27 protein-coding genes and 1 tRNA gene are annotated in these 26,559 nt (G+C 59.7%); 13 read left to right on the plus strand and 15 right to left on the minus strand.

Annotated elements, in window-relative coordinates:
- Positions 1 to 4: 4 nt before the first annotated feature.
- Positions 5 to 646 carry an Era-like GTP-binding protein gene (locus tag HMUK_RS03875; RefSeq protein WP_015761793.1) on the minus strand — a complete coding sequence of 214 codons (642 nt, stop codon included), beginning with the start codon at positions 644 to 646 and terminating at the stop codon, positions 5 to 7.
- A 1,065-nt stretch (positions 647 to 1,711) separates the two neighbouring features.
- On the opposite strand from HMUK_RS03875, the gene HMUK_RS03880 reads away from it, so the two are divergent.
- Positions 1,712 to 3,262, plus strand: a complete 1,551-nt coding sequence (locus tag HMUK_RS03880; RefSeq protein ID WP_015761794.1) for a Cdc6/Cdc18 family protein — start codon at positions 1,712 to 1,714, stop codon at positions 3,260 to 3,262.
- A gap of 117 nt (positions 3,263 to 3,379) precedes the next feature.
- Here the strand turns inward: HMUK_RS03880 and HMUK_RS03885 are convergent, their stop codons facing one another.
- A complete protein-coding gene (locus tag HMUK_RS03885; protein ID WP_015761795.1) occupies positions 3,380 to 4,027 on the minus strand; it encodes a S24/S26 family peptidase in 648 nt (215 codons plus the stop codon).
- Positions 4,028 to 4,111: 84 nt separating this feature from the next.
- On the opposite strand from HMUK_RS03885, the gene HMUK_RS03890 reads away from it, so the two are divergent.
- From HMUK_RS03890 to HMUK_RS03900, 3 genes are all read left to right on the plus strand, one after another.
- Positions 4,112 to 5,695: a DNA-directed DNA polymerase II small subunit gene (locus HMUK_RS03890; protein ID WP_015761796.1), complete on the plus strand. Its 1,584-nt coding sequence runs from the start codon at positions 4,112 to 4,114 to the stop codon at positions 5,693 to 5,695.
- A 53-nt stretch (positions 5,696 to 5,748) separates the two neighbouring features.
- The gene (locus HMUK_RS03895) at positions 5,749 to 6,021 is read left to right on the plus strand and encodes a hypothetical protein (protein WP_015761797.1); all 273 of its coding nucleotides are present in this window, start codon (positions 5,749 to 5,751) and stop codon (positions 6,019 to 6,021) included.
- A 129-nt stretch (positions 6,022 to 6,150) separates the two neighbouring features.
- Positions 6,151 to 7,443, plus strand: a complete 1,293-nt coding sequence (locus tag HMUK_RS03900) for an O-acetylhomoserine aminocarboxypropyltransferase/cysteine synthase family protein (protein ID WP_015761798.1) — start codon at positions 6,151 to 6,153, stop codon at positions 7,441 to 7,443.
- On the opposite strand, the gene HMUK_RS03905 is transcribed toward HMUK_RS03900, so the two are convergent.
- The 6 genes from HMUK_RS03905 to HMUK_RS03920 all read right to left on the minus strand — a co-directional run bounded on the left by HMUK_RS03905 (position 7,440) and on the right by HMUK_RS03920 (position 14,474).
- On the minus strand, positions 7,440 to 7,916 hold the full coding sequence (locus HMUK_RS03905; protein ID WP_015761799.1) for a hypothetical protein: 477 nt from the start codon (positions 7,914 to 7,916) through the stop codon (positions 7,440 to 7,442). The two genes, HMUK_RS03900 and HMUK_RS03905, sit on opposite strands and share 4 nt — an antisense overlap.
- A gap of 45 nt (positions 7,917 to 7,961) precedes the next feature.
- Complete coding sequence (gene serB, locus HMUK_RS03910) at positions 7,962 to 8,594, minus strand: phosphoserine phosphatase SerB (RefSeq protein ID WP_015761800.1); 633 nt, start codon at positions 8,592 to 8,594, stop codon at positions 7,962 to 7,964.
- Positions 8,595 to 9,374: 780 nt separating this feature from the next.
- Positions 9,375 to 10,379, minus strand: coding sequence for a hypothetical protein (locus tag HMUK_RS17025; protein ID WP_015761801.1), 1,005 nt, complete (start codon positions 10,377 to 10,379; stop codon positions 9,375 to 9,377).
- A gap of 301 nt (positions 10,380 to 10,680) precedes the next feature.
- The gene (locus HMUK_RS03915) at positions 10,681 to 12,900 is read right to left on the minus strand and encodes an ATP-dependent DNA helicase (protein WP_015761802.1); all 2,220 of its coding nucleotides are present in this window, start codon (positions 12,898 to 12,900) and stop codon (positions 10,681 to 10,683) included.
- A gap of 149 nt (positions 12,901 to 13,049) precedes the next feature.
- On the minus strand, positions 13,050 to 13,391 hold the full coding sequence (locus HMUK_RS17030; protein ID WP_143723977.1) for a hypothetical protein: 342 nt from the start codon (positions 13,389 to 13,391) through the stop codon (positions 13,050 to 13,052).
- 111 nt (positions 13,392 to 13,502) lie between these two features.
- Complete coding sequence (locus tag HMUK_RS03920) at positions 13,503 to 14,474, minus strand: cation diffusion facilitator family transporter (protein ID WP_015761803.1); 972 nt, start codon at positions 14,472 to 14,474, stop codon at positions 13,503 to 13,505.
- A 53-nt stretch (positions 14,475 to 14,527) separates the two neighbouring features.
- Between HMUK_RS03920 and HMUK_RS03925 the strand changes: the two genes are divergently transcribed.
- A complete protein-coding gene (locus HMUK_RS03925; RefSeq protein WP_015761804.1) occupies positions 14,528 to 15,031 on the plus strand; it encodes a metallophosphoesterase in 504 nt (167 codons plus the stop codon).
- 159 nt (positions 15,032 to 15,190) lie between these two features.
- On the opposite strand, the gene HMUK_RS03930 is transcribed toward HMUK_RS03925, so the two are convergent.
- Positions 15,191 to 15,865, minus strand: a complete 675-nt coding sequence (locus HMUK_RS03930; protein ID WP_015761805.1) for an ArsR/SmtB family transcription factor — start codon at positions 15,863 to 15,865, stop codon at positions 15,191 to 15,193.
- 139 nt (positions 15,866 to 16,004) lie between these two features.
- On the opposite strand from HMUK_RS03930, the gene HMUK_RS18005 reads away from it, so the two are divergent.
- The 4 genes from HMUK_RS18005 (at position 16,005) to HMUK_RS17035 (ending at position 19,221) form a co-directional block, all read left to right on the plus strand.
- Positions 16,005 to 16,130 (plus strand): DUF7859 family protein, encoded by a 126-nt coding sequence (locus tag HMUK_RS18005; protein ID WP_015761806.1) that lies wholly within the window; start codon positions 16,005 to 16,007, stop codon positions 16,128 to 16,130.
- A gap of 38 nt (positions 16,131 to 16,168) precedes the next feature.
- Positions 16,169 to 17,266, plus strand: coding sequence for an aminopeptidase (locus tag HMUK_RS03935; protein ID WP_015761807.1), 1,098 nt, complete (start codon positions 16,169 to 16,171; stop codon positions 17,264 to 17,266).
- Positions 17,267 to 17,463: 197 nt separating this feature from the next.
- A complete protein-coding gene (locus HMUK_RS03940) occupies positions 17,464 to 18,486 on the plus strand; it encodes a hypothetical protein (RefSeq protein WP_015761808.1) in 1,023 nt (340 codons plus the stop codon).
- Positions 18,487 to 18,903: 417 nt separating this feature from the next.
- Positions 18,904 to 19,221, plus strand: coding sequence for a hypothetical protein (locus HMUK_RS17035; RefSeq protein ID WP_126967153.1), 318 nt, complete (start codon positions 18,904 to 18,906; stop codon positions 19,219 to 19,221).
- A 190-nt stretch (positions 19,222 to 19,411) separates the two neighbouring features.
- On the opposite strand, the gene HMUK_RS17040 is transcribed toward HMUK_RS17035, so the two are convergent.
- From HMUK_RS17040 to HMUK_RS03950, 5 genes are all read right to left on the minus strand, one after another.
- Complete coding sequence (locus tag HMUK_RS17040; protein WP_126967154.1) at positions 19,412 to 19,894, minus strand: hypothetical protein; 483 nt, start codon at positions 19,892 to 19,894, stop codon at positions 19,412 to 19,414.
- A 66-nt stretch (positions 19,895 to 19,960) separates the two neighbouring features.
- Positions 19,961 to 20,461: a hypothetical protein gene (locus HMUK_RS17045; RefSeq protein WP_126967155.1), complete on the minus strand. Its 501-nt coding sequence runs from the start codon at positions 20,459 to 20,461 to the stop codon at positions 19,961 to 19,963.
- Positions 20,461 to 20,943, minus strand: coding sequence for a hypothetical protein (locus tag HMUK_RS17050; protein ID WP_126967156.1), 483 nt, complete (start codon positions 20,941 to 20,943; stop codon positions 20,461 to 20,463). The genes HMUK_RS17045 and HMUK_RS17050 overlap by 1 nt, the downstream gene beginning before the upstream one ends.
- Positions 20,944 to 21,027: 84 nt before the next feature.
- Positions 21,028 to 21,996, minus strand: coding sequence for a hypothetical protein (locus HMUK_RS03945; RefSeq protein ID WP_015761810.1), 969 nt, complete (start codon positions 21,994 to 21,996; stop codon positions 21,028 to 21,030).
- Entirely contained in the window at positions 21,989 to 22,816 is an 828-nt protein-coding gene (locus HMUK_RS03950; RefSeq protein ID WP_015761811.1) for a hypothetical protein, read from the minus strand. The genes HMUK_RS03945 and HMUK_RS03950 overlap by 8 nt, the downstream gene beginning before the upstream one ends.
- 385 nt (positions 22,817 to 23,201) lie before the next feature.
- Here HMUK_RS03950 and ilvA point away from each other — a divergent pair, with 385 nt between their 5' ends.
- From ilvA to HMUK_RS03970, 4 genes are all read left to right on the plus strand, one after another.
- On the plus strand, positions 23,202 to 24,413 hold the full coding sequence (gene ilvA, locus HMUK_RS03955; RefSeq protein WP_015761813.1) for a threonine ammonia-lyase: 1,212 nt from the start codon (positions 23,202 to 23,204) through the stop codon (positions 24,411 to 24,413).
- A gap of 39 nt (positions 24,414 to 24,452) precedes the next feature.
- Positions 24,453 to 24,830, plus strand: coding sequence for a Rid family detoxifying hydrolase (locus tag HMUK_RS03960; protein WP_015761814.1), 378 nt, complete (start codon positions 24,453 to 24,455; stop codon positions 24,828 to 24,830).
- Positions 24,831 to 24,855: 25 nt separating this feature from the next.
- On the plus strand, positions 24,856 to 25,080 hold the full coding sequence (locus HMUK_RS03965) for a hypothetical protein (protein ID WP_015761815.1): 225 nt from the start codon (positions 24,856 to 24,858) through the stop codon (positions 25,078 to 25,080).
- Between the two features lie 28 nt (positions 25,081 to 25,108).
- A tRNA-Ser gene (locus HMUK_RS03970) sits at positions 25,109 to 25,190 on the plus strand.
- A 214-nt stretch (positions 25,191 to 25,404) separates the two neighbouring features.
- Here HMUK_RS03970 and citZ read toward each other — a convergent pair.
- Positions 25,405 to 26,541, minus strand: coding sequence for a citrate synthase (gene citZ, locus HMUK_RS03975; protein WP_015761816.1), 1,137 nt, complete (start codon positions 26,539 to 26,541; stop codon positions 25,405 to 25,407).
- Between the last annotated feature and the right edge of the window lie 18 nt (positions 26,542 to 26,559).

Below are 26,559 nucleotides of genomic sequence, written 5' to 3' on the forward strand. Positions count from 1 at the left end.
ACGATCACCCGAAGTACTCCGCGATCTTGTCGTACACTTCGTCCATGTTGTCTCCTTCCAGGGCCGACAGCGGAATCGTCTCGTGTTGTGGGAACGCGTTGCGGATCCGCTGGACCGACGACTCTTCGAGGTCCGTCTTGTTCGCCAGAATCAGAACCGGCAGGTCCTGACTCTCGATGATCCCGATCAGCATGGTGTTGACCTGCGTGAACGGATCCGTCGAGGAGTCGAGCACGTAGATGACGCCGTCTACGTCCTCGCGGAGCCAGTGCATCGCCTCCGCGACCCCCTCGGTGGCCTCCCGCGAGCGACGCACGGCGTCGTCTTTCTCCATGTCGTGATCGAGGAACTCCTCGTAGTCGACCTTCGTCGTCACGCCCGGCGTGTCGACGATGTCGATGTTGACCGTCGCGCCGTTGCGCTCGATCTCGATGTCCTCTTTCCGGCGCGCGCGCCTCGTTTCGTGTGGAATGTGACTCTCGGGGCCGACGGCGTCACCGGTCCAGTCACGGGCGATTCGGTTGGCCAGGGTCGTCTTCCCAGCGTTCGGTGGGCCGTAGATACCGATACGCTTGGGGTTCTCTTCCGAGAACAGCGTCGATGCCGCGCGTGAAATACTGTCTTTGAGATCTGTGAGCAGTCCCATCCTCGTTCCTCCCGCCCGAACGTCCGTATTCGGGGGCTTGAGCGTAGTAGAAAGGCGAATTCACTTAAGGCTACGTCAGACAACCATACCCGAATTGATAGTACGTCGAAAGATACAGCGCGGAAACCTGTCGAGAAAACGCGACGGGGACGAGATAGGAAAGTTGCGGGACGATAAGTCAGCCTGGCGGGACGGTAAGCCAACCCGAGGGAGGAGTGGAGAACGGTAACAATCTGGGAGGGACTTCGAGGGGGAGCACAACACCCCCACCCCTTCGTTTCGACTGGAACGCCATAACCCCTCGTGGGGACCAGCGGGAGAGACGGGACTCGCGCGGGAAACCTACGGGTGGTTCGCGCGGGAGGTTTCGTCTGGAACGCTACTAGAGAGACGTGAGAACGTGTAGAACAGCGTCTAGAATACTAGATACGACTAATTACTTGTCTCTGCTTCTAGTGCGGCTTTGGTTTTCACGTATCATACATAAGTCTTCCCTCATCTAGTGAGACCTCGACAGACTGCCGTACCCCCCACCACCCTCTTCAACGCGTTCCACCCGAAACGAAGGGGTGGGGGGGTTCGTGAACTCCCTTCCGAAATCCCACTCGAAGCTGTTCGTCTCCTGCTAGCACCTCTCTCACGTCGACTCTCGAATACACCCGACAGTACAGACCCCCGTCCGTTTCTGGTCCGCCCGCTCCCGCCCGCCGACCGTTCTCACTGTCGACACTCTCCTCACTGTCGAGTGTGAATTCGTCACGAACGTCTCCGTCTCGGGGGAATGCCTGCAGGACCGGACAGCTATCCACATCTCGAAGGTACGGTGAAGCTGCGGTCAGTAACGACAGAGACACGAATCGGGGACCCGACGTAGGGCTGGATCGACAGGAGTCTCCGTTCCGACCGAAATGTTTAATATCGAGTCACCCACGGGTTCTTGTGGTTCAACTGGACTCGCGCCGTTCGGTGAAATTCGCGTACAACGTCTTTCCGAGCGGTCTCAGTCGCGATTCCACACTGCGCACCGGTCTTTCCACCTGAAACGAGGGGGTTGTCACCACGACTATGGACGAGACAGGAAACGACGCCGACCCGAACACGCCGGATCGAGAGTCCTCAGAGGAGACCGACGACGACCAGCCCGACCGCGACAACTTCGGGACGGATCTCGACGACGTGGTGCTGGACGACATCGACACGGGTGAGGACGGGGCCACTGACGAGGCGTCCCGTGGCCTCTTCGACGACCTTCTCAGCGGCGAGCCGATCTTCGAGAACAAGGAAGTTCTCCGTCCCTCGTACACACCACACAAGCTCCCACACCGGGAAGAGCAGATCAACAACATCGCGACGATCCTCGTCTCCGCTCTCCGTGGAGACACGCCCTCGAACATCCTCATTTACGGGAAGACGGGGACCGGAAAGACTGCCAGTGCCAAGTTCGTCAGCGAGGAACTGGAGACGACCTCACAGAAGTACGAAGTCCCCTGTATGGTCGAGTACATCAACTGCGAGGTGACCGACACGCAGTATCGCGTCCTCGCACAGCTCGCCAACAAGTTCATCGAGCAGAACCGGACGTACATCGGCGATCGCATCGAGGAACTCGATACGCTTCGCGAACGCGCGACCTCGAACCCGGACGGGGACCTACTCGCCGAGACCGACTTCGCGACCGTCGACGAGATCGACGCCGAAATCGAACGGCTCGAAGCCGATCGCGCGGAGTTCGAGGAAGTGCCGATGACCGGGTGGCCGACCGATCGGGTGTACAGCTCGTTTTTCGACGCCGTCGACTACCACGAACGCGTCGTCGTCATCATGCTCGACGAAATCGACAAGCTCGTCGAGAAGTCGGGCGACGACACGCTGTACAACCTCTCGCGGATGAACTCCGAGCTCGAACGCTCGCGGGTGTCGATCATGGGCATCTCGAACGACCTGAAGTTCACCGACTTCCTCGATCCCCGCGTCAAGTCCAGCCTCGGCGAGGAAGAGATCGTCTTCCCGCCCTACGACGCCACGCAGCTCCGGGATATCCTCGATCACCGCTCCGACGTGGCGTTCAAGTCCGACGCACTGACTGACGACGTGATTCCGCTCTGTGCCGCCTTCGCGGCCCAGGAACACGGCGACGCTCGGCGAGCGCTCGACCTGCTCCGGACGGCCGGCGAACTCGCGGAACGGGACCAGACCGACTGCGTCGAGGAAGACCACGTCCGACAGGCCCAGGAGAAGATCGAACTCGACCGGGTCGTCGAGGTGGTGCGGACGCTGCCGACCCAGAGCAAGATCGTCCTCTTCGCGATCATCCTCCTGGAGAAAAACGGCGTCCACAACATCAACACCGGGGAAGTGTTCAACATCTACAAACGGCTCTGCGAGGAGATCGACGCCGACGTGTTGACTCAACGTCGCGTCACCGATCTCATCAGCGAACTCGACATGCTGGGGATCGTCAACGCCGTCGTCGTCTCGAAAGGGCGCTACGGCCGGACCAAAGAGATCAGCCTCTCGGTCCCCATCGACGAGACCGAGGCCGTCCTGCTGTCGGACTCCCGGCTCGGTGACATCGAGGACGTGCAACCGTTCGTTCAGGCCCGGTTCGACAACTGACCGATCGGCAGGCTCGCTCGACTCGAAACGAAGGGATATCGTGCCGCTCGACACGCTCGTTCGCCCCTCTCTCTCTACAGGCGCGAGAACACCGCCGACTCGCTCGTCTCCCGACGATCAGGCCAGCGCTCGCTGGAGTTGGAGCCGGATGTTGCCCAGTAGTGGCACTCTCGTCTCGGCGGTCCCGACGACCCAGGACTTTCGGACCGGATCGCAGGCACCGGGGCCACAGCTCGGCAGCCCGTTGACCTGGTCGTAGCCGGCGTTGTTGTCACCTTTCGTCACGAAGCCGGCCGAGTCGGCCGGGCAGTTGCGCAGTTCCTCGCAGCTGTCGGCGTTGATGTAGGCGGGATCCGCCTTGTCGTACCAGTTTTCGCTCTCGTTGACCCAGAACATCGCTCGGTGGATCACTGGTGTGGACGCTCCGTCGCCGTCGGGCTGGAAGACGATCACGTCGCCGTCGTTCTGGAACGACCTGTAGCCGGTGTCAGCGCCGCGATTTGCGGGCACGACGCCGGTGTCGGCGTAGGCTCCCTCACCGGCGAAGCGGTCTTCGTCCATGACGAAGACGAGGTCGCCGGTGTCGATGTGTGGTTCCATGCTACCGGACTCGATCGCGACCAGCGGCGGCCACACGCCGCTGATCGCGAACAGCAACAGTCCGACTGCGACGACTGCGCCGGCACTGCTGACGAGATCGAACAGGTAGACGAGCCCGCCCGGTTGGTCGTCGTCGGGCGGGTTCGGACCGCGTGGCTCGCTCATCGTCGTAGAGTGCGTGGAAACGACGTATCAACCTTCTGTCTCGGAGTTCGCTAGCCTTTTCTCGACTGGTGTCTAGCTATCTGTGTGCCCCTGGAGACGCCGGCCCGACTCGTGAGCGAACTCGCCAGCCGTGGCTACAACGCCGAACGCGAGGCGGTGACGCTGCTCGCCGACGCCTCCGATCCGAATGTCGCCCTCGACCGTGCACTGGAAACGATTCCCGAGGACACGCTCGTCCTCTCGGCCGATCACGTTCGAACGGCCCTGGAGAGCGAGCACGACGCCGACGGTGGCCGATCCGGGAACGAGACGCGTCCGGCCGACACGACGAACCCGGCAGACACGGACCCCTCTGTTTCGACTGGAACTGGCCCCACCTCGTCGACCGATTCCGGCGGGTCGACTCCAGTCGAAACGGAGGGGTCTTCGACGGCTCGCTCGGTCCGCTCGTCCGATCCCGACCAGCGATCGATCGAGGTCCACAACGACATGACCGGTCAGTCGACCGGAACGGGCGAGTACTCGGATTTCGTCTCCGTCTTCCGGGACCGCTACGAGAAGCTCTCGAAGCAACTACGCGGGCGCGTGAACCACCGTCCCACGAACGCGCTCGAACGGATGAGCGGCGGCGAGGAAGCAGCCATCGTCGGGATGGTCTCGGATATCCGCTCGACGGCCAGCGGTCACTGGCTGATCGAACTCGAAGACACCAACGGCACGTTCCCGTGTCTGGTGATGAAAGACCGCGCCATCGCCGACCTCGTGCAGGAACTGCTGTACGACGAGGTGATCGCCGTCGACGGGACGCTGGCCGACGACGGCGGGATTCTCTTCGTCGACTCGCTGCACTTCCCCGATATCCCTCGGACTCACGACCCCTCGACGGCCGACCGGCCGGTTCAGGCGGCGCTGATCTCAGACGTCCACGTCGGCAGCCAGGAGTTCATGGCCGACGCCTGGCACCGCTTTGCAGACTGGCTCCACACCGAAGAAGCCGCCAACGTCGAGTACCTGCTGTTGGCCGGCGACATGGTCGAGGGGGTCGGCGTCTATCCCGACCAGGACGATGAACTCGACGTGGTCGACATCTACGAGCAGTACGAGCGCTTCAGCGAGTACCTCAAGGAGATCCCCGGCGACATCGAGATCCGGATGATTCCCGGCAACCACGACGCCGTCCGCCTCGCCGAGCCCCAGCCGGCCTTCGACGAGGAGCTTCGGGACATCATGACGGCCCACGACGCCCAGGTCCACTCGAACCCCGCTCTCGTGACGATCGAGGGCGTCACGGTCCTCATGTACCACGGCGTTTCGCTGGACGAGGTCATCGCCGAGTTGCCCGACGAGAAGGCCAGCTACGACGAGCCACACAAGGCGATGTACCAGCTCCTGAAAAAGCGCCACGTCGCGCCCCAGTACGGCGGTCACACGCGTCTGGCTCCGGAAGACCGGGACTACCTCGTCATGGAGGAAGTGCCGGACGTGTTCCACACCGGCCACGTCCACAAGCTCGGGTGGGGGAAGTACCACAACGTGCTGGCGATCAACTCCGGGTGCTGGCAGGCCCAGACCGACTTCCAGAAGAGCGTCAACATCGATCCCGACGCCGGGTTCGCGCCGATTCTGGATCTCGACACGCTGGACATGACCGTCCGGAAATTCGTGTGACGATCACACTGTTCGACCGTGCCAATTATTTTGTTGTCACACGAACTGAGTGTATGTTCGAACTGACGGCCCTTCGGGAACACAGAGCGGTAAAGCTGATCGCCGTACTCGTGATGGCCGTCCTCGTATCTGCGTACTTCCCGTATCTGGTGCCCGCGATCGGGGTCGCGTTACTGTACCTCGGCATCTCGTGGTATCGAATGGGGGGACCTGCGAGAAAGGGAGTCGGTTTCACCCTCGCCGCTGGTGGTGCGGTCCTGCTAGCAGTGTCTCCGGTCGTCTACGCTGGACTCGTGCGACAGCCGGGATTCGAAATGGTTCGGTAGGCAGGTAGCCTCCTTTTCCGAGACGAACCCGTTCGTGTTCCACCCGAAATACCGCCGCTATCCCGGACAGCGAGCGGTATCGACCGGTGTCGGCGGGACTTAAGACGGACCGGACAGACGTTCGAACGTATGAGCGACGACCGCGGATTCGAGACCGACGCACTGCACGTGGGACAGGAGACGCCAGAATCTCACGCGAACGCTCGCGCCCCACCGATCTACCAGACGACCTCCTACGTCTTCGAGGATGCCGAGGACGCGGCGGCACAGTTCGCCCTGGAGAAGCCGGGCCACATCTACTCGCGGCTGATGAACCCGACCACGGGCATGTTACAGGAACGTATCGCTGCACTCGAAGGCGGGGTCGGTGCGGTCGCGACCTCTTCGGGGATGGCGGCGCTGAATCTCGCGACCTTCCTGCTGGCCGACGCCGGGGACAACATCGTCACGGCGTCCTCGCTGTACGGCGGCACGTACACGTACTTCACTCACACCGCGCCGCGCAACGGCGTCGAGGCCCGCTTCGTCGATACGCTGGACTACGAGGCCTACGAGGAGGCCATCGACGAGGACACGGCCTACGTCCACTGTGAGACGATCGGCAATCCGTCGCTGGTGACCCCGGACTTCGAGCGACTGGCCGAGATCGCCCACGACAACGGCGTCCCACTCTTTGTCGACAACACCTTCGCGACGCCGTACCTCTCGAACCCGATCGAGCACGGGGCCGACATCGTCTGGAACTCCACGACCAAGTGGATCCACGGCCACGGCACGACCGTCGGCGGCGTCCTCGTCGACGGCGGAAGCTTCCCGTGGAACGAGCACGCCGAGAAGTACCCAGAGATCGCCCAGGACAACCCCGCCTACCACGGGATCAACTTCGACGAGACGTTCGGGCCTGCGGGGCTCACTTACGCCGCCATCGCGCGCGGCCTCCGTGACATGGGCAACCAGCAGTCCCCCTTCGACGCCTGGAACACGATCCAGGGCCTCGAAACCCTCCCGGTTCGGATGGAACGCCACTGCGAGAACGCGATGGCCGTCGCCGAGCACCTGGCCGACCACCCCGAGGTCTCGTGGGTCACCTACCCCGGACTCGACGACCACGAGACCCACGACAACGCCAGCGAGTACTTAGACGGTGGCTACGGCGGGATGATCACGTTCGGACTGGAAGACGGCTACGACGCCGCACGGGGCACCGTCGAATCCACAGAGATCGCCTCGCTGCTGGCAAACGTCGGCGACGCGAAGACGCTGATCATCCACCCCGCATCGACGACTCACCAGCAACTCACCGACGAGGAGAAGCAGGCCGCCGGCGTCACGAACGACCTCGTTCGGCTCTCCGTGGGTCTGGAGTCGGCCGACGACATCATCGCAGACCTCGACCAGGCGATCGAGCGGGCGACGAGCTAGAGGCCACTCAGCACGCCCGCCGCGCCGGCCACCAGCGGCACCAACACGAGCAGATACGCCGCCGCCGAGACGGCCCAGTCACGGGTGATCGTCCGCACCCGCTGGCGGGCCAAGCCCGGGCGCGGGAGGACGACGACGGCGAAGAACCCGACCATTAGGACGAGCAGGACGACCGCGGTCAGCAGGTACGTCACCACGCCGTCGCCGAGGACGTTCCCGACGAGCAACAGTAGCGTCACGTACAGCGGCCCGGTGAGCCAGCCCGCGGCGTGGTGGACGACGGCGGCGAGGCGCTTCGGTGCGCTGTCGGGGTTCTGCTCGGTCAGGACGCCCGACGCGACGAACGGCGGCGTCTCACCCTCTGGCAGGCGAGCCATCACCACGTCCATCCCGCGGGTCGCGAGCATCCCGGCGACGATGCCGAAGGTAATCAGTAGCGCCACTCCCGGTGAGACCGACGAGAGAATCGTCATACCAGTGGATGGGGTCGCCACCGACTTTGAAGCGATACCAAACGACTACAGCACGCTCTCGCCTTCGAGCAGCTCGGACAGCTCGGCCATCGTCTCGACGATGGTGTCACACGAGGGGGCGACCGCGGGCTTCGGGTCGAAGCCGACGGCCAGTCCCGCCACTTCCAGCATCGGGAGGTCGTTTGCTCCGTCGCCGACGGCGATCGTGTCGTCGCGGTCCTCGCCGACGACCGTCGTCACGATGTCTAAGGCGTCGTCCTTGGTGCCCTCGATGAGCGGCCCCTCGACCGCGCCGGTGAGCTTCCCGTCGGCGACGGGCAGGCGGTTGGCGACGATCGCGTCGACCTCTACCCCCTCGGCTTCGAGTGCAGCCTCGACGCCGCGTTCGAAGCCGCCGGTGAGGATACAGACGTAGACGCCCGCTTCGCGCAGGGCCTCGATCACGTCGGCCGCGCCGGGGCGAAGCTCGACCCGATCGAACGCCGCCTGTGCCGTCTCGTCGTCCATTCCCTCCAGCAGCGCACACCGCTGATAGAGGCTCTCCGCGTACTCGATCTCGTCGTTCATCGCCCGCTCGGTGATCTCGGCCATGTCCTCGGCCGTGTCGTTCTGATTGCCCAGCAGGACGGTCATCTCCGAATCTGAGAGGGTCCCGTCGAAGTCGAAGGCGACTAGCATTGTCAGGCGGTTTCTCGCGGAGGGTTTCAAAGGGTCCGGTTTCGAGTGGAGTGGTCGCGGATCGACGGGTTCGGTCGCGACGGGCTACGGCGTCGGCGGTGGCCCGTCGTAGCCGTCTATATCGATCGTATCCCTTTGCTCAGGAACGGACGATTACTGGCCAGTTGGGATAAATATATTTTCAGTACACAAATCTGATCCGTATAAACGCTTCAAGCTAGTCCCCTTCAAGAGATACAGAGTACCGTTATAATCTCATCTTTCGTCTATCGAGTTGTACCTAATATATTTATAAAATAATATAGAATTAAATTATTTATTATAGTATAAAAATATAGTATAAATCAATAAATAAAACTAAGTGGCTTGCCAACTTCCGAGGAGATATGTCGCTGTCAAGAGATATCTTGCTATTCAGCATCGTCTTGATGATCTGGTCAATTCAAGCTGAAATGACACCAGGTGGTTCCACAATCATTGTGGTTGCATCAATGGTATTTGCCTTGGCTGGACTTGCAGGTAGCATCTATCGTTCAGCGGATGAGATACTACTAGATTGAGGAAATCGGGAACTCAGAGTACGTTAATCAGAGAAATTATGCAATTTGTGGGCTCAAAAACAGTGGTTTTCCACCTCAGACTGCACAACAGCCTATCACGACTGGCTAAATAAAAATATAACAAACATATATGGTGACCAAAACTATACAGTGAAACCACTGTCTATGCAAGATCAGACTTGACCCGTGAAATAAAAACAAATGTCAAATATATATTGGCCTATCTTTTCACTCCGTCAATCCTAAGCGTTTCAACAGTAGCGTCAAAGTTCATCTTTGATCCTGTAGTCCACAACCCGCAACTCAGGCTGCCGCCAAATGCTACACCGATCCGATATTCGTTTCCCTCTCTAAACCCTTCCCAAGTCGCTGATTCTGTACTCCTTGCTGTGCCACTATCGTAATTCCTGCCAGTTTCACTTGCCGTAGTGATGTCGAAGTTGCTCTCACTACTGAAATTTCTCGTAATTGTTGTCTCCTTTGATAAATTCTGAACAAAATACCCCACCGAAATCCCAGTGTGGTTCTCATAGCCATCGACTTTATCAGACATCCCGAGCAAGAAATTTGCAGTTCCTAGTGCTATCGGGATATAGGCTGGTGGCACTGACTCGGGCGTAACTTTTGATGTGACCTGCTTTTTCACATCTTTCAAACGCTTCTTATTAGCACGACTTTTTCTCCCTGTTTTGTTTGATCGCTCGCTAGTCTGTGGGTCAACGTATTCAGTGTAGCCTGGATTAAGCTCATATTCGAGTTCTACGTCGATGAAGATGTCTAATTTGTCTGACTTGGCCTCAAACGGAGTCCCCATCACGACACCGAAAGTGTCCTTGGGACCAGCGGCTGTCCGTTGGGTCTGTCCACTGACATTACCAGTTGGACCAGATTCAACATCCAGATTATCAAAACCCTGATTTGTCACCCGGTCGGCCTCAAAACTGTCGGATTCTGTCTTTTTCAGCGTATCTCCAGGCTCAATTGTCGGAGGGTTCTTCTGTGAATTTGGAGGGAGACCAGATAGGATCACTCCATCACTAGTCAGCGTATTGGCCTCATCGTCATCCTCTGCTGTATCTCCCTGAACGCTGCCCGCTACTCCAATTGTCCCGACCGTGCTAGTTGCTACAAGTTGGGCAAACTTCCGCCTGCCAATTTTTCGTGACATCATAGACGCATTAACCAAGCATACATTTCTTCTTTTTGTCTGGAGCAATTTAGACATTACTGAGAACTAACTTTAATGAGAAAGAATAAGAGTACCATGTCGGCAGTGCTAGAAATGAATGACTTCATTGTCTATATTTGGATATGTGCGTGGCTTTTCGGATATTCATATCTATGAGTTGAAATCCAACCGTATACAGACAATAAAATAATATCACTTTGTCTATCTCATATCGTTAAAAAACCACAACATAATATAAAACACATAAATTTATAGGTGGGTACTGTTGTGATATACATAATATTGGTGGCGATTGAATAATGTCACAAGCCAGAACAGCACTTTGCATCCGTCGATCCTACGGCGTCGGCGGCGGCCCGTCGTAGCCGTCCACGTCCTGGTAGAAGTTCAGCATCGCGAACTTGAGCTTCTCTGGGTCGATGTCGATCATCTCCGCGCGCTCCTCCGGCGGGAAGGTTCCCCGCACCGCGTAGTCGTGCATCTCCATCTCGGCGGCCTCGGTGTAGCGCCGATCCAGCAGGATGCGGACGCCGAAGTCCTCGGGCGAGCGGACCACGCGGCCAAGCGCTTGCCGGGTCTTGCGGATCGTCGGGATCTCGACGGCGTAGTGCCAGCCCGCCTCCTCGTCGTCGCCGAAACTCATCGCGTAGGCGTTCTGGACGGCGTCCATCCGGTCGTCGAGGTGGGGGTAGGGGACGCCGACCACGACGACGGTCCGGGCGTCGTCGCCGTCGTAGCTCACGCCCTCGCCGAGCGTGCCCCACAGCGACGTACACAGGAGCGCGTCGTCCCGGTCGACGAACGAGTCTCTGAGGTCGCGGGCCTGCGTTCCGGGCTCGTCGAGGTACTGCTTCCCGTCTACGTCGACTCGCTCGTGGTATCGTTCGGCCTCGGCGTAGCTCGGGAAGAAGGCGAGCGTGTTCCCGGGCGTCATCTGGGCGGCGTCTTCCAGCACGCCAGCGACGGCGTCCTGGGTCGACGGATCGTCGCGTTCGCTGGAAAACAGCGCGGGGCCGTCGACGGCGTAGGTCCGTCTGCGTTCTTCGGGGAACTGCTCGCCGTAGGCCATCGCCTCGGCGTCGGTCAGTCCGAGCACGTCCTGGGTCACGTCGAAGGGTCGCAGCGTCGCGCTCATCAGCACCGACGCGTGCAGATCCGAGAAGAGGTCCCCGGTCACGTTCGAGGGGATGCAGGTGTACAGCTCCGCCCGACCGTAGATGTCGCCACTCTCTTCCCGGCGTCGGACACTCACCACGGGGTACTGTCCGAGGTCGTCGCTCTCTTCGAGCCACGCCGAGAGGAACTGGGCCGCCTGCAGGGTCTGACACTCCTTGCGCGTATCGAGGTCGCCCTCCTTGAACGCCTCCTCGTACTGCTGGTCCAGCTCTCGGCCCAGTTCCAGCGCCTGGTCGAGTTCCTCGTGGAAGCCGGGGCCGCTGTACTCCTGGAGGAAAGCGAGTGTCAGTTCGTCTCGGCGGTCGTCGTTGGCGATCGAGAGGTCGTACCAGTGGTCCTCGACCTGCTCGCGCTCGCCGAAGCCGAACGCCTCGTCGTAGGTCGTCCGCAGTGCCCGAAGGAAGGTCGCGAGCACGTTGTGAGCGGCCTCGCTTCTCGCGCCTTCGCCGCCCGAACCGGCCGCCGTCTCCTCGCTCTCGGCCAGTTCGTCGATGGCGCTCTCGACGGTCGTCTCGGTGAGGGTCCGACGAGCGTGGTCGCGGGCGGCGTTCTCGACGTTGTGGGCCTCGTCGAAGACGGCGACCACGTCCTCCGGGTCCCGGCCGAGCCACCGAAAGAACTGTTCGCGGATCATCGGATCGAGCAGGTGGTGGTAGTTACAGACGACCAGATCGACGCCCTCGACGCCCTCCTTGAGCAGTTCGTAGCCACAGAGCCCGCGGTCGTGGGCGTACTCGTACACGTCGTCGGGCGTGCGAACGTCCTCGTACAGCCAGGCGTAGAACTCGGTCGTGTCCACGGTGAGGTTCCGGTAGTAGTGATCGCAGATCGTCGCGTCCGTCTGTAGCTCTTCGAGGTCTTCTTCGACCGCCTGGAGTTCGTCCATGACGGCGTTGCGGGCCTCTAGCGCGTTCTCCTGGTTCTCGCCGTCGCTGGGGCCTTCGGTGGCCTGGTCGAGCAGCTCGCTCTCCTGGCGTTCCAGCTCGGCCCGTTCGCGTTCTTTGTCCACCAGGTCACGGGTGGTATCGCGGAGCGCCTGACACTCCTCGTAGTCGACGTCGATGTGACACATCGACCCCTTGCCACGGAAGACGACCGCACGGATCGACTCCTGAGCGGTGATCGCTCGGGCGTCCTCGACGAACTGACGCATCTGCTGGTGGACGTTGGTCGTGATGACGACGGTCTTGTCTGCCTGCCGGGCGTACTCCAGTGCCGGCACGAGCGAGGCCAGCGTCTTGCCGGTCCCGCAGGCCCCCTCGAAGAGCACGTCACGACCGTCGGTCAGCGCGTCGTAGATGCCGCCCATCGCCTCGCGCTGGTGGTCGTAGGGCTCCTCGTAGGGGAAGAAACGCAGATAGTCGTCGTCGGTCGTCGCCACGTCACTCTCTTGGCCGCTATCGGGCAAAAGGGTTCGGCCCTAGTAACGGATCGTGCTTCGTTCGACGCAGTGTGCTCGCTGGCGAAGGCCGTGACAGATTAGCATTTGGTGATTGAAAGTATTTACCGCTCGCCCATCTTCGATAGTCGCTACAATACAGCAGTGTCTCTGGATGATCGTTTGATCGTCCACAGAGTATAGCCAAATCCCGCAACAACGACGGAAAGGAGCAGGTAGGTGAACTGTCCACTCATCATTGCACCGGTAATGAGTGAGCCGAGTACCAACAAAACAACAGTATGCTCATAGTTACTGCTCCGAAGCGAAACCGACATTGAGAGGATCCAGGCTGCAAGTACGAAGCCTAGTATGAGGCTTCCCTGTATGATTAGAAGGTATCCAAAGACGATTGCAGCTATTCCTGCTCCAATCACGTCTAGCGGTTCTATTTTCCGAATATCCATATGGTTTATATGACCGCTCACGTACATCAATCCTGCGGCAATAGACAAAGTGCTGTTCAGATAGGAGGCCGAGCAATCCACTTTCGAGGCCTTCTCACCGAGGAATGAAGCCGCGCCTCCAAACAGTGCACTCTTCCCTCAGCTCTCCGGTTCGATGTACACCTTCTGGATGCCGGCACCCGTCGCTTTGAGCTGTGCTTCGATCGCGGTGATTCGCTCGTCGATCTCGTCTGTCTCCAGTCCGTCCTCGAACTGTACGTCTGCGGTCACCAGCACCTCCTCGGGACCGAAGTACACCGTCCGGAAACCGATGATCGACGTGACGCCCGGATGGGATCGGACGATGTCGCGCAGTTCCGCCTCCACGTCGGGCTGGAGGCTCTCGCCGAGGATGAGCCGCTTGTTCTCCCAGGCCAGCGCCAGCGCGAACCCCATCAGCATGAGCCCGATCAGCAGCGCGGAGAGCTGGTCGAAGACGGCGTTGCCGGTGAGCTGTTCGAGCGTGATGCCCGTCAGCGCGATCACGATCCCCAGCAGCGCGATGGTGTCCTCGGTGAGAGCAGTCAGCGTCGTCACGTCGCTGGTCTTGCGGAACGCCTCCCGGTAGCTGGTCCAGTCGTGATCTCCCATCTGGCGTTTCATCTCGGCGCGGGCCTTGTACAGTGCCCACGCTTCGAAGACGAAGGCTCCGATCAGGACGGTGTAGTTGACCCAGACTGGATCCAGCCACCCTGGCGGCGCGTAGCTCAGAAAGAGGAAATCGACCGTTTCACCCGCGTGCTGCCCGCCGCCGTGCCCGCCGCCGGTGAGCTGACTGTAGCCGTGTTTGGCGCTCTCCCAGCCGGCGATGCCAAAGAGGAACACCGAGACGAGGAAGCTATAGAAGAACTGAGACTTCCCGTAGCCGAAGGGGTGTTGCTGGTCGGCGCTTCGGTCGCTGAAGCGGATGCCGATCAACAGGAACACCTGGTTCCCGGTATCAGAGATGCTGTGGTACGTTTCCGATAGCATCGCCGCACTCCCGGTCAGGAGAAAGCCGACGAACTTCAGGATCGCGATCGCACCGTTCGCGACCAACGCGGCGAGGACGACCGACTTGCTTCCAGCCATTGTCTACGCGCTCTGGCGGCCCCAACTAAGTGTTTCTGGAACGGAACAGCGATATGCTCGCGATCATCTCGGACACGCACGGTACCGACGACCATCGACTCACCGGTCGGACGCTCGACGCCGTTCGCGAGGCCGAGATCGTCGTCCACGCCGGTGACTTCACGACCGAACGCGTCTACGAGGCCATCGCGGCCGAGACCGACGAACTCGTCGCGGTTCAGGGGAACAACGAGGAACCGGCTCTGGGGCGGCGACTCCCCACGACCGCGACCGTCGAGTGGCACGACCGGCGGTTCGTCCTCGCCCACGGCCACGAGCACACCGAGACGGCGCTGTCACTGCTGGCTCGTCAAGAGGCCGCAGACGTGGTGATCGTCGGCCACTCACACCGGCCGGAACTGTCGACCTCGCTCGGTCCGTTGCTGATCAACCCGGGGAGCTACGCCGATCCACGGCGGTATCGCCCTGCACACGCAGAAGTGGTGGACACTGGAAGCGAGTTGCGAGTAACGCTGTACGAGCCCGACGGAACGACGATAACGGAGGTGTGCCAGTGAATCTGGACTCACCAGCGTCGACGGATCGTGTGTCAGTCTGGTCACGGCCCGTACTGCGGTGGGCCGACGCAATCAGTAGTACACACCTGAGGTAAAAAGAGGCGACGGTAAGACAAAGAGCCGTTTGACAGACCTCCGAAGGTGGGTCAAGCGATAGTTTCACCGACCGAAGTGCCAGGCTGCGAACACTCCGAGGAGGACGACACAGCCGCCCGCGAAAAACGCTGCGCCCGGTGGAACGGCGTTTACAGCCGCTTGCGCACCACTCTGTGCGACGGTGCCGCCGTCGGCCGCGACCTGTCCCGCGCTCTCTGTCACGCTCCCGGCAGAACCGGACGGCAGATAGCTGCTCCCCGGCTGTCCCGTGCCGGCACTCCCCTCCTGGACGCCGCTTCCCAGCAGCGACCGACCCAGCAGTTCCTGGACGAACAGGCTGAGGACCCCCACGACGGCGACCCCGCCGAGCAGACTCGTCACCGCGCTGCGCAGCCCCGAGGTCTCCTGCTCGTCGCCCGCACAGATGACCAGCGGCTGGTCTGCGGGCGCGTACACGTCCATCTCTCGTCCCTTCTCGGAGTAGGCCGTGTCGGCGACTTCCACCGCACCGGCCGTTTCGAGCTTCTCCAGGTGGTACTGGGCGTTCTGGAGGGAGGTGTCGACGCGATCGGCGAGCTCGCCGGGCGGGGCCGGCTCCTCGTGTAGCTCCGCGAGTAACTTCCGGGCGGTCGCCGCCGACAACGCCGAGAGCACGTCGTCGGCGTCATCACTGTCGACCGAGATCACCCGAGGGTCCGCGTCGGTGACTGCGGGGTCTTTCGAGGGGAGCAGTGACATGCACTCTGGGTACGTACTACGACCGTATGAGTCTTTACCATACATCAAAGAGCTATTTTACAGACGCGAAAACCGGTCGAGCGGCCCGATTTCCGGACGTGCCGAAACGACTTTGTTCGGCCGGCTACAACGGCCGGCCATGCCCGGTTGGGAAGTGTACGCGATACTGGCGGTCCTGCTCCTGTTGGTCTTTTTCCTCTACCTGATGGTTCGCCGAACGGTGACGGGATTCAAAGAAGGGATCAAAGAGAGCCAGCGCAAGTAGACGAAACTGGTTAGTTCACGCACTCGGTGGCTGTCGATATGGACCCACGTGTCCGCGAACACGCAGAGATCGTCGCAGACCACTCCGTCGAGCTGCAGGCCGGTGACGACGTCGTCATCGACGCCCATCCCGACGCGGCGGACCTCGTGACGGCGCTCCACGAGGTGATCGCCGACCGCGGCGCGAACCCACTCACCGTCCAGGACCGCCTCGGTGCTCGCTTCCGACGCGCGTATCTGCGCAACCACGACGGCGACTTCGAGACGCCGGCACACGTCCAGGCGCTGTACGACGAGATGGACGTGTACATCGCCATCCGCGGCGGCGGCAACGCCACCGAGACCAGCGACGTCGACCCCGAGACGACCGCGGCCTACCAGCAGGCCCAGCAACCGCTGCTCGACGAACGCCTCTCGAAGCGGTGGTGTCTCACCCAGTACCCCGCCCAGACCAACGCCCAGCTGGCCCAGCTCAGCACGGAGGGCTACGAGAACTTCGTCTGGGACGCGGTCAACAAGGACTGGGACGCCGTCCGCGAACACCAGTCCCAGATGGTCGACATCCTCGACCCCGCCGACGAGGTCCGGATCGTCTCGGGCGACACCACCGACGTGACGATGAGCGTCGCCGGCAACCCGACGCTCAACGACTACGGCGAGCGCAACCTCCCCGGCGGCGAGGTCTTTACCGCCCCCGTCGCCGACAGCGTCGAGGGCGAGGTCCTGTTCGACAAGCCCCTGTACCATCAGGGCCGAGAAGTGACGGACGCATACCTCACGTTCGAGGACGGCGAGGTCGTCGACCACAGCGCGTCGAAAAACGAGGACGTGCTGACGGAAGTGCTCGACACCGACGCGGGCGCGCGCCGACTCGGCGAACTCGGGATCGGGATGAACCGCGACATCGACCAGTTCACCTACAACATGCTGTTCGACGAGAAGATGGGCGACACCGTCCACATGGCCGTCGGCCGCGCGTACGACGACACCGTCGGCGAAGACAACGAGCAAAACGACAGCGCCGTCCACGTCGACATGATCGTGGACATGAGCGAGGACTCGTACATCGAGGTGGACGGCGAGCGCGTACAGGAGGACGGGACGTTCGTGTTCGAGGACAACGAAATCGAGCAGTAGCGAACCGGAACGCTGCACGGCTGGTGCAGCGAAGCGGGGGAGACGACTCGTCTGGCGTTTACAGACCGAGACGCCGACGGCACGTGACCCGGGTCACCCGCTCGCGCTGGTGAGATCTCACTCGGAGGGTGTGTTCTGGTTCGAACATTGTTTCTGGAATACGAACACTCATATTGTTTTGACGAACTGGAAATAGCGTGTACCAGTTTACCCCTGACGAAATCGACAGCAGTCGAGCCAATCACCAGGCCGTTATTCAGGATGCAGAGAACATCGATGCGAAGCGGATTGGGAACCTCGGGGAGATCGCGTTCGAGCAGTTCTGCCGAGAGTATCTGCCAGCAGAGATGTGGGAGTGGCAGAACGAGGATGCGATCAGACGATGTAACCCGGAGAGTTTCGCGGGACACGACTTCGAGGTGTTCGGCTACGAAGTCGACGTGAAGACCTCTCGCGACGTGTCAGCGTTTCTCCCGGAGAATCTGGTCGAGATGGATTCAGCCGACGACATCATCGTGATGGTCTGGCACCGGGACAACGAAGACAGCCTGATTCTGCTCGGCTGGGAGCACGTCGCCACGCTCGAGTCGAAAGTCGAGACCGAGGAACAGTTCTCGGGGGACACTCCGGCGAAGCTCGACCACCTCGCCGCTCGGCCGATGAACGACCTCCAGGACCTCGGACCGAACACGGCGAACATGAACCAGAAACCGGAGAACCCGTTTCAGCCGGGTGATCGCGTCGAGAAGCGAGACGACGAAGATGCCTCGGTGGGGGTCGTCGTCGAGGTTCTGCCACCGGAGACGCAGATCGAACTATTCGGGCAGGAAATGGACGGCGAAGCCGTCCGGGTAGCGTTCCCCAGCTCGCTCGACGAGGGACCAGGCGACTGGCGAGACATCGAGCCAGCACTGTTGTCCTCGTACTGCGACGATCAGGACGTTAGCCTCTACACGTACAAGCACGAGAACCTGAAGTTCGCGGAGAATCCGTACACAGTCGGTGATTACGTTGTCAAGTCCTCACACGACGACCCGAACCTCGCCGTGGTCGTCGGGATCGACGGCGACGAGGTGAGTGTCGTCTACGAAGGTCCGACCGGAGAGGAAGTTGCACCGGCGAACCTCTCTGATCACTGTGACGACGAAGACCTGAAACGGTATCAATACTCACCTGACGAACTGGAGTTCACCACGCTCGAGGAGCACGGCGAGGATTAGACCTCGATTGTCCGATAATTCTCTTCGACCTGTTCCACTGGTTCTTCGATTTTCCGACCACACGCCACGCACTGGAGTCCGATCCGACTGCCGGGGAGCGTAACCGCCTCGATCGTCGCATCACACCCAGCGGGGCAACATAGCCATTCGTTCAGGGACATCGGATATGGATCAAGGATATGTGTGAGTAAAAGTGAGGGCCAACGCCGGAGTGAAAGTGAAACTGAAATTCACCAAACAGCGGCTGCGAAATATGTTTAGAATAATATTTACCCAAAATATTTTTTAATCTATATATAGGTTAATTATCTTTCAATTTTTAAATTTTCATAACAGAATCTGTAATCGGGTATAGTGGTTTTTATTACCGGGTGCTTCAGCGAAAGGCTGAAATTCTTAGAAAGACTTCCTTTATATATGAATGAAGCTATCCAAGAATATATATTTGTTTTTGCTATCATGATATTAATGTATGTACTCGTAAGGTACCAGTATCTAACGCCACGAATGATTGGATTTGACACAATTATCAGGAACACTCCTGATGAGAAAGCAGCATATATCATTTCAAATGTATACCTTCGGATTGGTGTCTTGTGCTTATTGGGTATCTTGATTGAGACCTTATTTCAACCACCAAGCTACTCACGAAATATTTTAATAGGAATTGCAATTCTTGACCAGCTAATAGTGATACTGAAGTTGTATTTTGAACACACATATAATGTGGGGTGACTGTAATTTATAGTGGGAACAATCCATTTTGAAAAGTATAATAGCTATCTGGTGTTTCGCACCCCGAAAAGGGTCATAGGACATGCAGTAGGGGGTTAGTGAGTTGAAGAACCGATTATCTCCAACCTTAGTTACAATCATATACTGTCACCGCATATTAATATAAATAAGTTTTATATACTATACTCACTTATTCTTCTTTTATGATATTATGGCTCTCAAATTCTGACTTTAGTCCATCAATATCAATTTGTTCACGGAACTTCTGATTCCCCAGCCTTATGGGGCGTGTAACTGACTCACCATCTTTTTGATAGACAATTAGTATTATTCGTCCCTGGAATGAATCCAACCCTTTGATCTCTTTTATATCTGCTATTTTTATTTTATCTGCTTTATTCATATATCCAAAATAACTAATTGCTTTATTAAAAATATAAGATAAAAATATACTAAATACTAGGATGCTGACCACAACCATCCCGATAGTTGATGGGTCAACACCCAATATTAATCCGAATATCGACAAGCAAACAGCAAATATTATCAAAATTTTCACCTTTATATCGGTCAGGACTACTTCGTATAAAGTTCTCCATATTGATTCACTAATATAAATATACTCGCTATCGAACTTAATAGATCCTCCCAAAATCCTATGTTCTTCAGCCATGATATTTATTTAATAGTTGCTATTTAACTCCTCAACGAATAAGGCTGACGATCCAAGATAGGGGATTTAAGCGAAGGCGGCTCCCCCTGTAGCCGTGGCAAGAATTCCAATGCCAGCCAGATACACTGATATGGCTGCAAGAGCTGCGATTACTACAACGGCGACAACAGCTGCCAGAACTGCAACTACGATATCACCCAAGGTAATATCATACCTATCTGCTAGCTCTCGCGCGAATTCCCACGCAAGGTCCTCAGCATCCTTTCTGGTGATACTATTTTCTCCCACACAAGTTTCAACACAGATTGGTGGCGAGGTGTCCTCAGATCCGATATATGCGCATATGTCTCCAGACTCATCAACCCCCATCCCAACGTAGAAACCAACGTCGAACTTAACAAACCCTGAATCCAGAGAGAGATCTCCGGACACCGAGTAGATCTGGGGAGTTCGCCCATAGGCACATTCCTTACGGCCAAGACTCACCGTATCCTGCATGGTTGAGCAGAACTCTCCACCTCCCACGACATCGGGAATAGCCTCACAATAGTCAATATTGACGCCCATTATTCTTCACCCTCCATCTGAACATCACTCGGAACTGGTCTGCTCTCAATCACAGTTGGTTCAAATGCCTTGTTTGATTGCGGAATTTTCAGTTTATAGACAGCACCGTCTCTCCAGAACTTCAGCCGGTTTCCTTTCATCCACTCAAGGTTTAGTGCCCCCGTCCGACTTTCCGAGGTAACCTGATAGATCTCATCTGGGGTTTGCTCTGCTTTTGTTACACCAGTCGCAATGAACAGTTCAACTGTCCCAGTGAAAACGGACGTTGAAAATGCCATACGATCATGATTCGGCTGCTTTGATCGTGTGGTAGAACCCAGCAATTCAATCGCGAGGTCCTTCACGGATTCATCGCTGTACTTGCTGTCTTCTATTGAGGGGTATTTTTCTTTTGCACTTACGACTAGCGGTGAGGAAGCAATGACTGCAGTACTTCCAACTCCTGCCAGTACATCTCTCCTACTGAGGTTGTTATTTCCCACATAGAGCGCTTAGTTCTAATCTCAGTTAAAGATTATTTAGGCACTCTAACTATGTTACAATTGCTACTATTGTCTTTCGGGGACCTAATTTTGGAGTTTAGAGAGTATATCCGACCAGGAGAGATCTTGTGAGAACAGATCCGATTCGAGGTTCCACGACCATGGTGCGGCGTCGTTGGGATCTGGTTCGTGGCCAGTCGGCTCGAGATCCTCAATCGACCCACCGAAGAGTTGGTCGGTCGGATGGTCACCGTCAGCAGGCCAGCGATCGTAGAACTCGACGACTTTCTTGTCGGTCTTGTAGTACGCCAGCGTCGCCATGCGCTTCAGCTCCGGGTGAGCGTCTTTCCCGGTGTGAATCACGTTGCCGCAGGCGTCGACGCCGATCTTGGCGAATCGCTTGGCGAGTGGTGTCCACTGGGTCGCGACCTCTCGACGATAGGTTCGAGCGTCGAAGTGCGTCGACGACTCGTCGATGAAGACGAACTTCGGAACGTCGCGGTGTTCCAGAAGGGTGACGGCGAGGTCGTGCGCGGAGGTCACGACTTCGTCGGTCAGGGGCCAGCTCCGGACGTTCGAGATGATCATGTACTCGTCGAGCTGGGTTTTTCGTAATTCAGCGACTAGGGACATGGTATTGGTCTTGCCTGTGTTGGGATTGCCCGCGCCGAGGATGAACGCCGGTGCCTCGTTGTTCTCGATCTCGTCAAGGAGCATCATTGGGAGCCGAAGCGTAGAGCTATCGAGATCCTGCTCGGTGACGCCGACCAAGTGCGACATGACCGAGCCGTTTCCGTTGGTGACGGCTTTGGTCGTCCGATCGGCGAGGTACTTCTCCAGCAGCGTCTCGCCGAGTTTCGACTCTTCGAACGATGTCGTGTCGAGATCGCCACGAGCGACAGCGTCTTCGACGAAGGACAGCGCTGCTCGATCCTGCGCGTCGTCGACGATTCCGGTGTGGGGATAGTATTGCTCATGTGTTTCGAGACCGCCACGAATCTGCTCGCGGAGCTTCGCCGCAGTGAGCAGGTGCTCGTCGACGCCATCAGTCACCGGCGGGCGCACCCCCGTTCCCAGCTCCGGCGAGATCAGCAAGGTCTTGGTCGAAGTCGATACGAACGCCGGGGGTTTCGGACTCCTGCGAGTTCTCTTCAGTCTCGCGAATCTTCCGCTCGAGGCCGAACTGCTCGATCGCGTTGTCGATCTCGTCGGTCAACCCCCCTCCTTCGTCTGGAAGGGTCCCGCGTTCGAACGTCGAGACGATCCGAAGCACGGCCTTCCGGGTGGCGTTACGGATGATCGTGAACGCCTGGGCTTCGATCGCGAAACCACGCTTGGCGTCTTCCTCGAGCTGGCCGCGACACTCCTCGACAGCTTGGAGTGTTTTCATCAGCTCGCGGTCGGACATCGTACCGCGCCAAGTGCCTTCGACAGTCTGTTCGTCGAGATTGACCTGCTTCCCGAAGGCGAGATCGGGACTCACTCGATCGAGTTGCCCTTCGGTGATCGTCCACTCGCTGAATCGCTGGCCGGGGATGCGGAAGATGCCGCCCTTCGTGTAGCGAGCGTCGACGTCGACGAGCCAGACGTACGTCGGTTCCCACAGCAGTGACCGGACCTTCTTGCCGGTCGGTCGACCGACGATCGGGATGATGATGATAGCTGTGAGGCCGATGATCTGGAGGTTGCGCGGGGGTTCGAAGCCGATGACCGACGCCAGAACGAACGGCCCGAGGCCGAGACCCGACGCCAGGAGCGTCAGGTTCTCGGTCAGCCAGCGGAACGCGCGGAACCAGCGAGATCGACTCGGGTCCTGCTCTGGTTCGTTAGTCTGTTCCGTCCGGGCTCGGGATCGCTCATGCGACGCGCTCACCTCGTTCGGTCGTGCCGACCTTGGCCGCTGCTTCGTACAGGACTGCGACGACGAGCAGCGCCACGAGTACTCGGAGAGCGTTCTTGTGTCCGATCATGAGTTTACTGGACTGGGACTCCCCAGGAGACGACCGTCGCGATAAACGCCAGCTGCATTCCGAGCGGCGTGTCGGCAGCCACGCGTCAGACGATCGTTCGGTCCGGCCCACGTCCTTCGGTTACACTTTCACTCCGCTTTCATCGCTTTTAACCCATCTCGTGTCCTTGGATCACTCGCGCACCCTCCATCGGTGGTGGGCACCATCCATTTCGTTCCCCTTTCCCGAACGTCGCCCAGCGACAGCTGTCGCGCCAACAGTAACAAGCACCGGGGTGTAACTGCCGGTATGCTCGCTTTCGATGACGTGCTGGCCGCCCGCGATCGCGTCGCCGAGACGGCTCGACACACCCCGCTCGACTACTCGCACACCTTCTCGTCGATGACGGGCGCAGACGTACACCTCAAGCTCGAACTGTTCCAGCGGACCGGCTCGTTCAAGATCCGCGGCGCGACCAACCGGATCGCGACACTGTCGGAGGGAGAACGCGAGGCGGGCGTCGTCACCGCCAGCGCGGGCAACCACGCCCAGGGCGTGGCGCTGGCGGCGACCCGTATCGGCGTCGATTCGACGATCGTCATGCCCGAACGCGCCCCCGTCTCGAAGGTCCAGGCCACCGAAAGTTACGGTGGGAACGTGGTCCTCCACGGGCGAGACTACGACGCGGCCGCCCAGAAGGCCCACGAGATCGAGCGCGAGTCCGGCCGGACCTACGTCCACGCCTTCGACGACGAGATGGTGATGGCCGGCCAGGGGACGATCGGACTGGAGATCTACGAGGACCTGCCCGGCGTCGACACCGTCGTCGTCCCCATCGGCGGCGGCGGCCTCATCAGCGGGATCGCGACGGCGCTGAAGGGCCAGGACGACGACGTGCGCGTGATCGGCGTGCAGGCAGACGGGGCGTCCAGCGTCGCCGAGTCCCTGAAGAAGGGCCACCGGATCGAACGCGATTCGGTCCAGACGATCGCCGACGGGATCGCGACCCGGACCATCGGCGACCGGACGTTCGAGGTGATCGAAGAGCGCGTCGACGAGGTCGTCACCGTCACCGATCCGGAGATCGCCGTCGCGCTGACGACGCTGCTGGAGCGGTCGAAGACGCTGGCCGAGGGAGCGGGCGCGGTCCCGCTTGCGGCCCTGCTCGAAGGGAAGTTCGACTACGAGGACGACGAGACGATCGTTCCGACGCTCTGTGGGGGCAACATCGACCTGAACACGCTGACGAACGTCATCATGCGAGGGCTGGTCGAGACCGGGCGGTACTGCAAGATCAGGACCGTCCTGGAGGATCGGCCGGGCTCGCTGGAGGAACTGGTCGAGGTGCTGTCGGCGGCCCAGGTCAACGTCTACGGCATCGAGCACGACCGGACCTCGCGGGACATCGCCATGAACGACGCCGAGGTCGAGTTGGACTTGGAGACGCGGGGGCCGGACCACGTCGCGGAGCTGCTCGATCGGCTCGAAGACGCGGGCTTCGAGGTCGAAGTCCTGGTGTAGCGCCCCACATTTATGCCCTCGCCGGTCGCGCGTTGACGTATGAAACGGATTGTCAGTACCGACGCCGCCCCCGCCGCGGTCGGAGCGTACAGTCAGGCCACGACGACCGACGACCTCGTCTTTACGGCCGGACAGATCCCGCTGACTCCCGAGGGCGACCTGCTCGACGAGGCCGCCATCGACGTACAGGCCCAGCAGGCCCTCGAAAACGTCGAGGCCATCCTGGAGTCGTCGGGCACGAGCCTCGACAACGTCCTGAAGGTGACGGTGTACCTCGACGACATCGACGACTTCGAGGCGATGGACGACGCCTACGAGAGCTTCTTCGAGAGCGAGCCGCCGGCCCGCAGCGCCGTCGGCGTCGACGAACTCCCGAAGGGCGTCGGCGTCGAGATCGAGGCGATTGCGACGAAGTAAAGGCTGACCGGCCCACAGCGTCGGTATGGACGATCGCACCAGAGAGAGCCTGCTGTGGGGGGTCGTCGGAACGCTGTCCTTTCTCGTACTCGTCCAGGGCTACGAGCTACTCGCCGCCGCCACGGTGACCGTCGGCGTCAAGGCCGGCGTCGCCCTGATGGTCGGCGTCACCACCACGGCAGTGACGACCGTCGCCCGCGATCGACTCCTCGACGCCCGGCGTCGCCCAACCGAGAACGAAAGCCCTTAATCACCCGCCCGCCGACGTTTCGATGCGTGCCAGGATGGCCGAACGGTAAGGCGCACGCCTGGAAAGCGTGTTCCCTTTCGGGATTCTGGGTTCAAATCCCAGTCCTGGCGTGATTCTGCCGCGAGCAAACTCGCGAGCGGCGACTCTCCCATCGAGAGGATTTGAACCCCTGGAAGTCGCAGCCCCGGAACGGCCGAGCGAAGTGAGGCCGCATGCCCGGACCGTCTTCCTCTGGGTTCAAATCCCAGTCCTGGCGTGATTCTGCCGCGAGCAAACTCGCGAGCGGTGACTGTCTAAACGTGGGCGAAAAAACTGAACGCCCGTCTATCGCTCGTCGAGGGGGACGAACGTCTGATCCGTCGGGCCGACGTAGCGAGCGCGGGGCCGGATCAGACGGTTGTTCTCGTACTGTTCGAGGACGTGGGCCGTCCAGCCGCCGACGCGGGACATCGCGAAGATGGGAGTGTAGATGTCGATGGGGATCCCCATCTGGTAGTACGTCGAGGCCGAGTAGAAGTCGACGTTCGGGGCCAGCCCCTTCTCCGCTTTGAGGTAGTCCTCGATGGCGGTGGACATCTCGTACCACTTGAGCGAGCCGGCGGCCTCCCCCAGTTCCTTCGAGCGCTGGCTGAGGATCTTCGCACGGGGGTCCTTGACGTTGTAGACGCGGTGGCCGAAGCCGGAGACGCGCCGTCCCTCGTCGAGTGCCGTCTTCACCCAGTCGATCGGGTCCTGCTGGGCGTCGTCGACCTCCTTGAGCATCTCCATGACGTCCTGGTTCGCGCCGCCGTGGAGCGATCCCTTCAGGGTGCCGATCGCGGAGGTGATCGCGCTGTGGAGATCCGACAGCGTCGAGGCCGTGACCATGGCCGAGAACGTCGAGGCGTTGATGCCGTGGTCGGCGTGGAGCACGAGCGCCATGTCGAACGTCTCGGCGAGCACCTCGTCCGGTGCCTCGCCGTTGAGCATGTAGAGGAAGTTCGCGGCGTGCGAGAGGTCTTCCCGCGGTTCGACGGCGTCCTGTCCGTCACGGAACCGGGCGAAGGCAGCCAGCACGGTCGGGATCTTGGCGGTGATCCGGCGACCTTTCCGGAGGTTGGCGTCGAGGTCGGTCGGGTCGGTTTCGGCGTCGGGATCGTGCGAGGACAGCATCGAGACCGCCGTTCGGAGCGCGGCCATCGGATTCTCGTCGGCGTCGGCGAGCTGCTCGACGGTCTGCATGACGTCGTCGTCGACGTGTCGCTCCTCGACCATCGCGTCGGTGAACTCGTCGAGCTCCGCTGCGTTCGGGAGGTGACCGTGCCAGAGGAGATACAGGACCTCCTCGAAGCTTGCGCCGGTCGCCAGGTCCTCGATCGTGTAGCCACGATAGACGAGTTTGCCCGCGTCACCGTCGATCTTGCTGAGCTCCGACTCGGTAACGAGGACACCCTCCAGACCTTGCTTGAGGTCGTCGGACATACGCAGAGAGTTTTTTAC

The organism is Halomicrobium mukohataei DSM 12286 (genome assembly GCF_000023965.1).
In the GTDB taxonomy this organism is placed as follows: domain Archaea; phylum Halobacteriota; class Halobacteria; order Halobacteriales; family Haloarculaceae; genus Halomicrobium; species Halomicrobium mukohataei.

Bases quoted from the DNA above. Each gene is read 5' to 3' on its own strand.
- HMUK_RS03885 (WP_015761795.1), bottom strand. From the start codon at position 4,027: ATGAGCGAGCCACGCGGTCCGAACCCGCCCGACGACGACCAACCGGGC.
- serB (WP_015761800.1), bottom strand. From the start codon at position 8,594: ATGCTAGTCGCCTTCGACTTCGACGGGACCCTCTCAGATTCGGAGATG.
- HMUK_RS03965 (WP_015761815.1), top strand. From the start codon at position 24,856: ATGGACGATCGCACCAGAGAGAGCCTGCTGTGGGGGGTCGTCGGAACG.
- HMUK_RS03875 (WP_015761793.1), bottom strand. From the start codon at position 646: ATGGGACTGCTCACAGATCTCAAAGACAGTATTTCACGCGCGGCATCG.
- HMUK_RS03930 (WP_015761805.1), bottom strand. From the start codon at position 15,865: ATGTCACTGCTCCCCTCGAAAGACCCCGCAGTCACCGACGCGGACCCT.
- HMUK_RS03960 (WP_015761814.1), top strand. From the start codon at position 24,453: ATGAAACGGATTGTCAGTACCGACGCCGCCCCCGCCGCGGTCGGAGCG.
- HMUK_RS03905 (WP_015761799.1), bottom strand. From the start codon at position 7,916: ATGACGATTCTCTCGTCGGTCTCACCGGGAGTGGCGCTACTGATTACC.
- HMUK_RS17025 (WP_015761801.1), bottom strand. From the start codon at position 10,379: ATGTCTAAATTGCTCCAGACAAAAAGAAGAAATGTATGCTTGGTTAAT.
- HMUK_RS03920 (WP_015761803.1), bottom strand. From the start codon at position 14,474: ATGGCTGGAAGCAAGTCGGTCGTCCTCGCCGCGTTGGTCGCGAACGGT.
- HMUK_RS03880 (WP_015761794.1), top strand. From the start codon at position 1,712: ATGGACGAGACAGGAAACGACGCCGACCCGAACACGCCGGATCGAGAG.
- HMUK_RS17035 (WP_126967153.1), top strand. From the start codon at position 18,904: ATGAATGAAGCTATCCAAGAATATATATTTGTTTTTGCTATCATGATA.
- ilvA (WP_015761813.1), top strand. From the start codon at position 23,202: ATGCTCGCTTTCGATGACGTGCTGGCCGCCCGCGATCGCGTCGCCGAG.
- HMUK_RS17030 (WP_143723977.1), bottom strand. From the start codon at position 13,391: ATGTACGTGAGCGGTCATATAAACCATATGGATATTCGGAAAATAGAA.
- HMUK_RS17040 (WP_126967154.1), bottom strand. From the start codon at position 19,894: ATGGCTGAAGAACATAGGATTTTGGGAGGATCTATTAAGTTCGATAGC.
- HMUK_RS03935 (WP_015761807.1), top strand. From the start codon at position 16,169: ATGGACCCACGTGTCCGCGAACACGCAGAGATCGTCGCAGACCACTCC.
- HMUK_RS03925 (WP_015761804.1), top strand. From the start codon at position 14,528: ATGCTCGCGATCATCTCGGACACGCACGGTACCGACGACCATCGACTC.
- HMUK_RS17045 (WP_126967155.1), bottom strand. From the start codon at position 20,461: ATGGGCGTCAATATTGACTATTGTGAGGCTATTCCCGATGTCGTGGGA.
- HMUK_RS03900 (WP_015761798.1), top strand. From the start codon at position 6,151: ATGAGCGACGACCGCGGATTCGAGACCGACGCACTGCACGTGGGACAG.
- HMUK_RS03895 (WP_015761797.1), top strand. From the start codon at position 5,749: ATGTTCGAACTGACGGCCCTTCGGGAACACAGAGCGGTAAAGCTGATC.
- citZ (WP_015761816.1), bottom strand. From the start codon at position 26,541: ATGTCCGACGACCTCAAGCAAGGTCTGGAGGGTGTCCTCGTTACCGAG.
- HMUK_RS18005 (WP_015761806.1), top strand. From the start codon at position 16,005: ATGCCCGGTTGGGAAGTGTACGCGATACTGGCGGTCCTGCTCCTGTTG.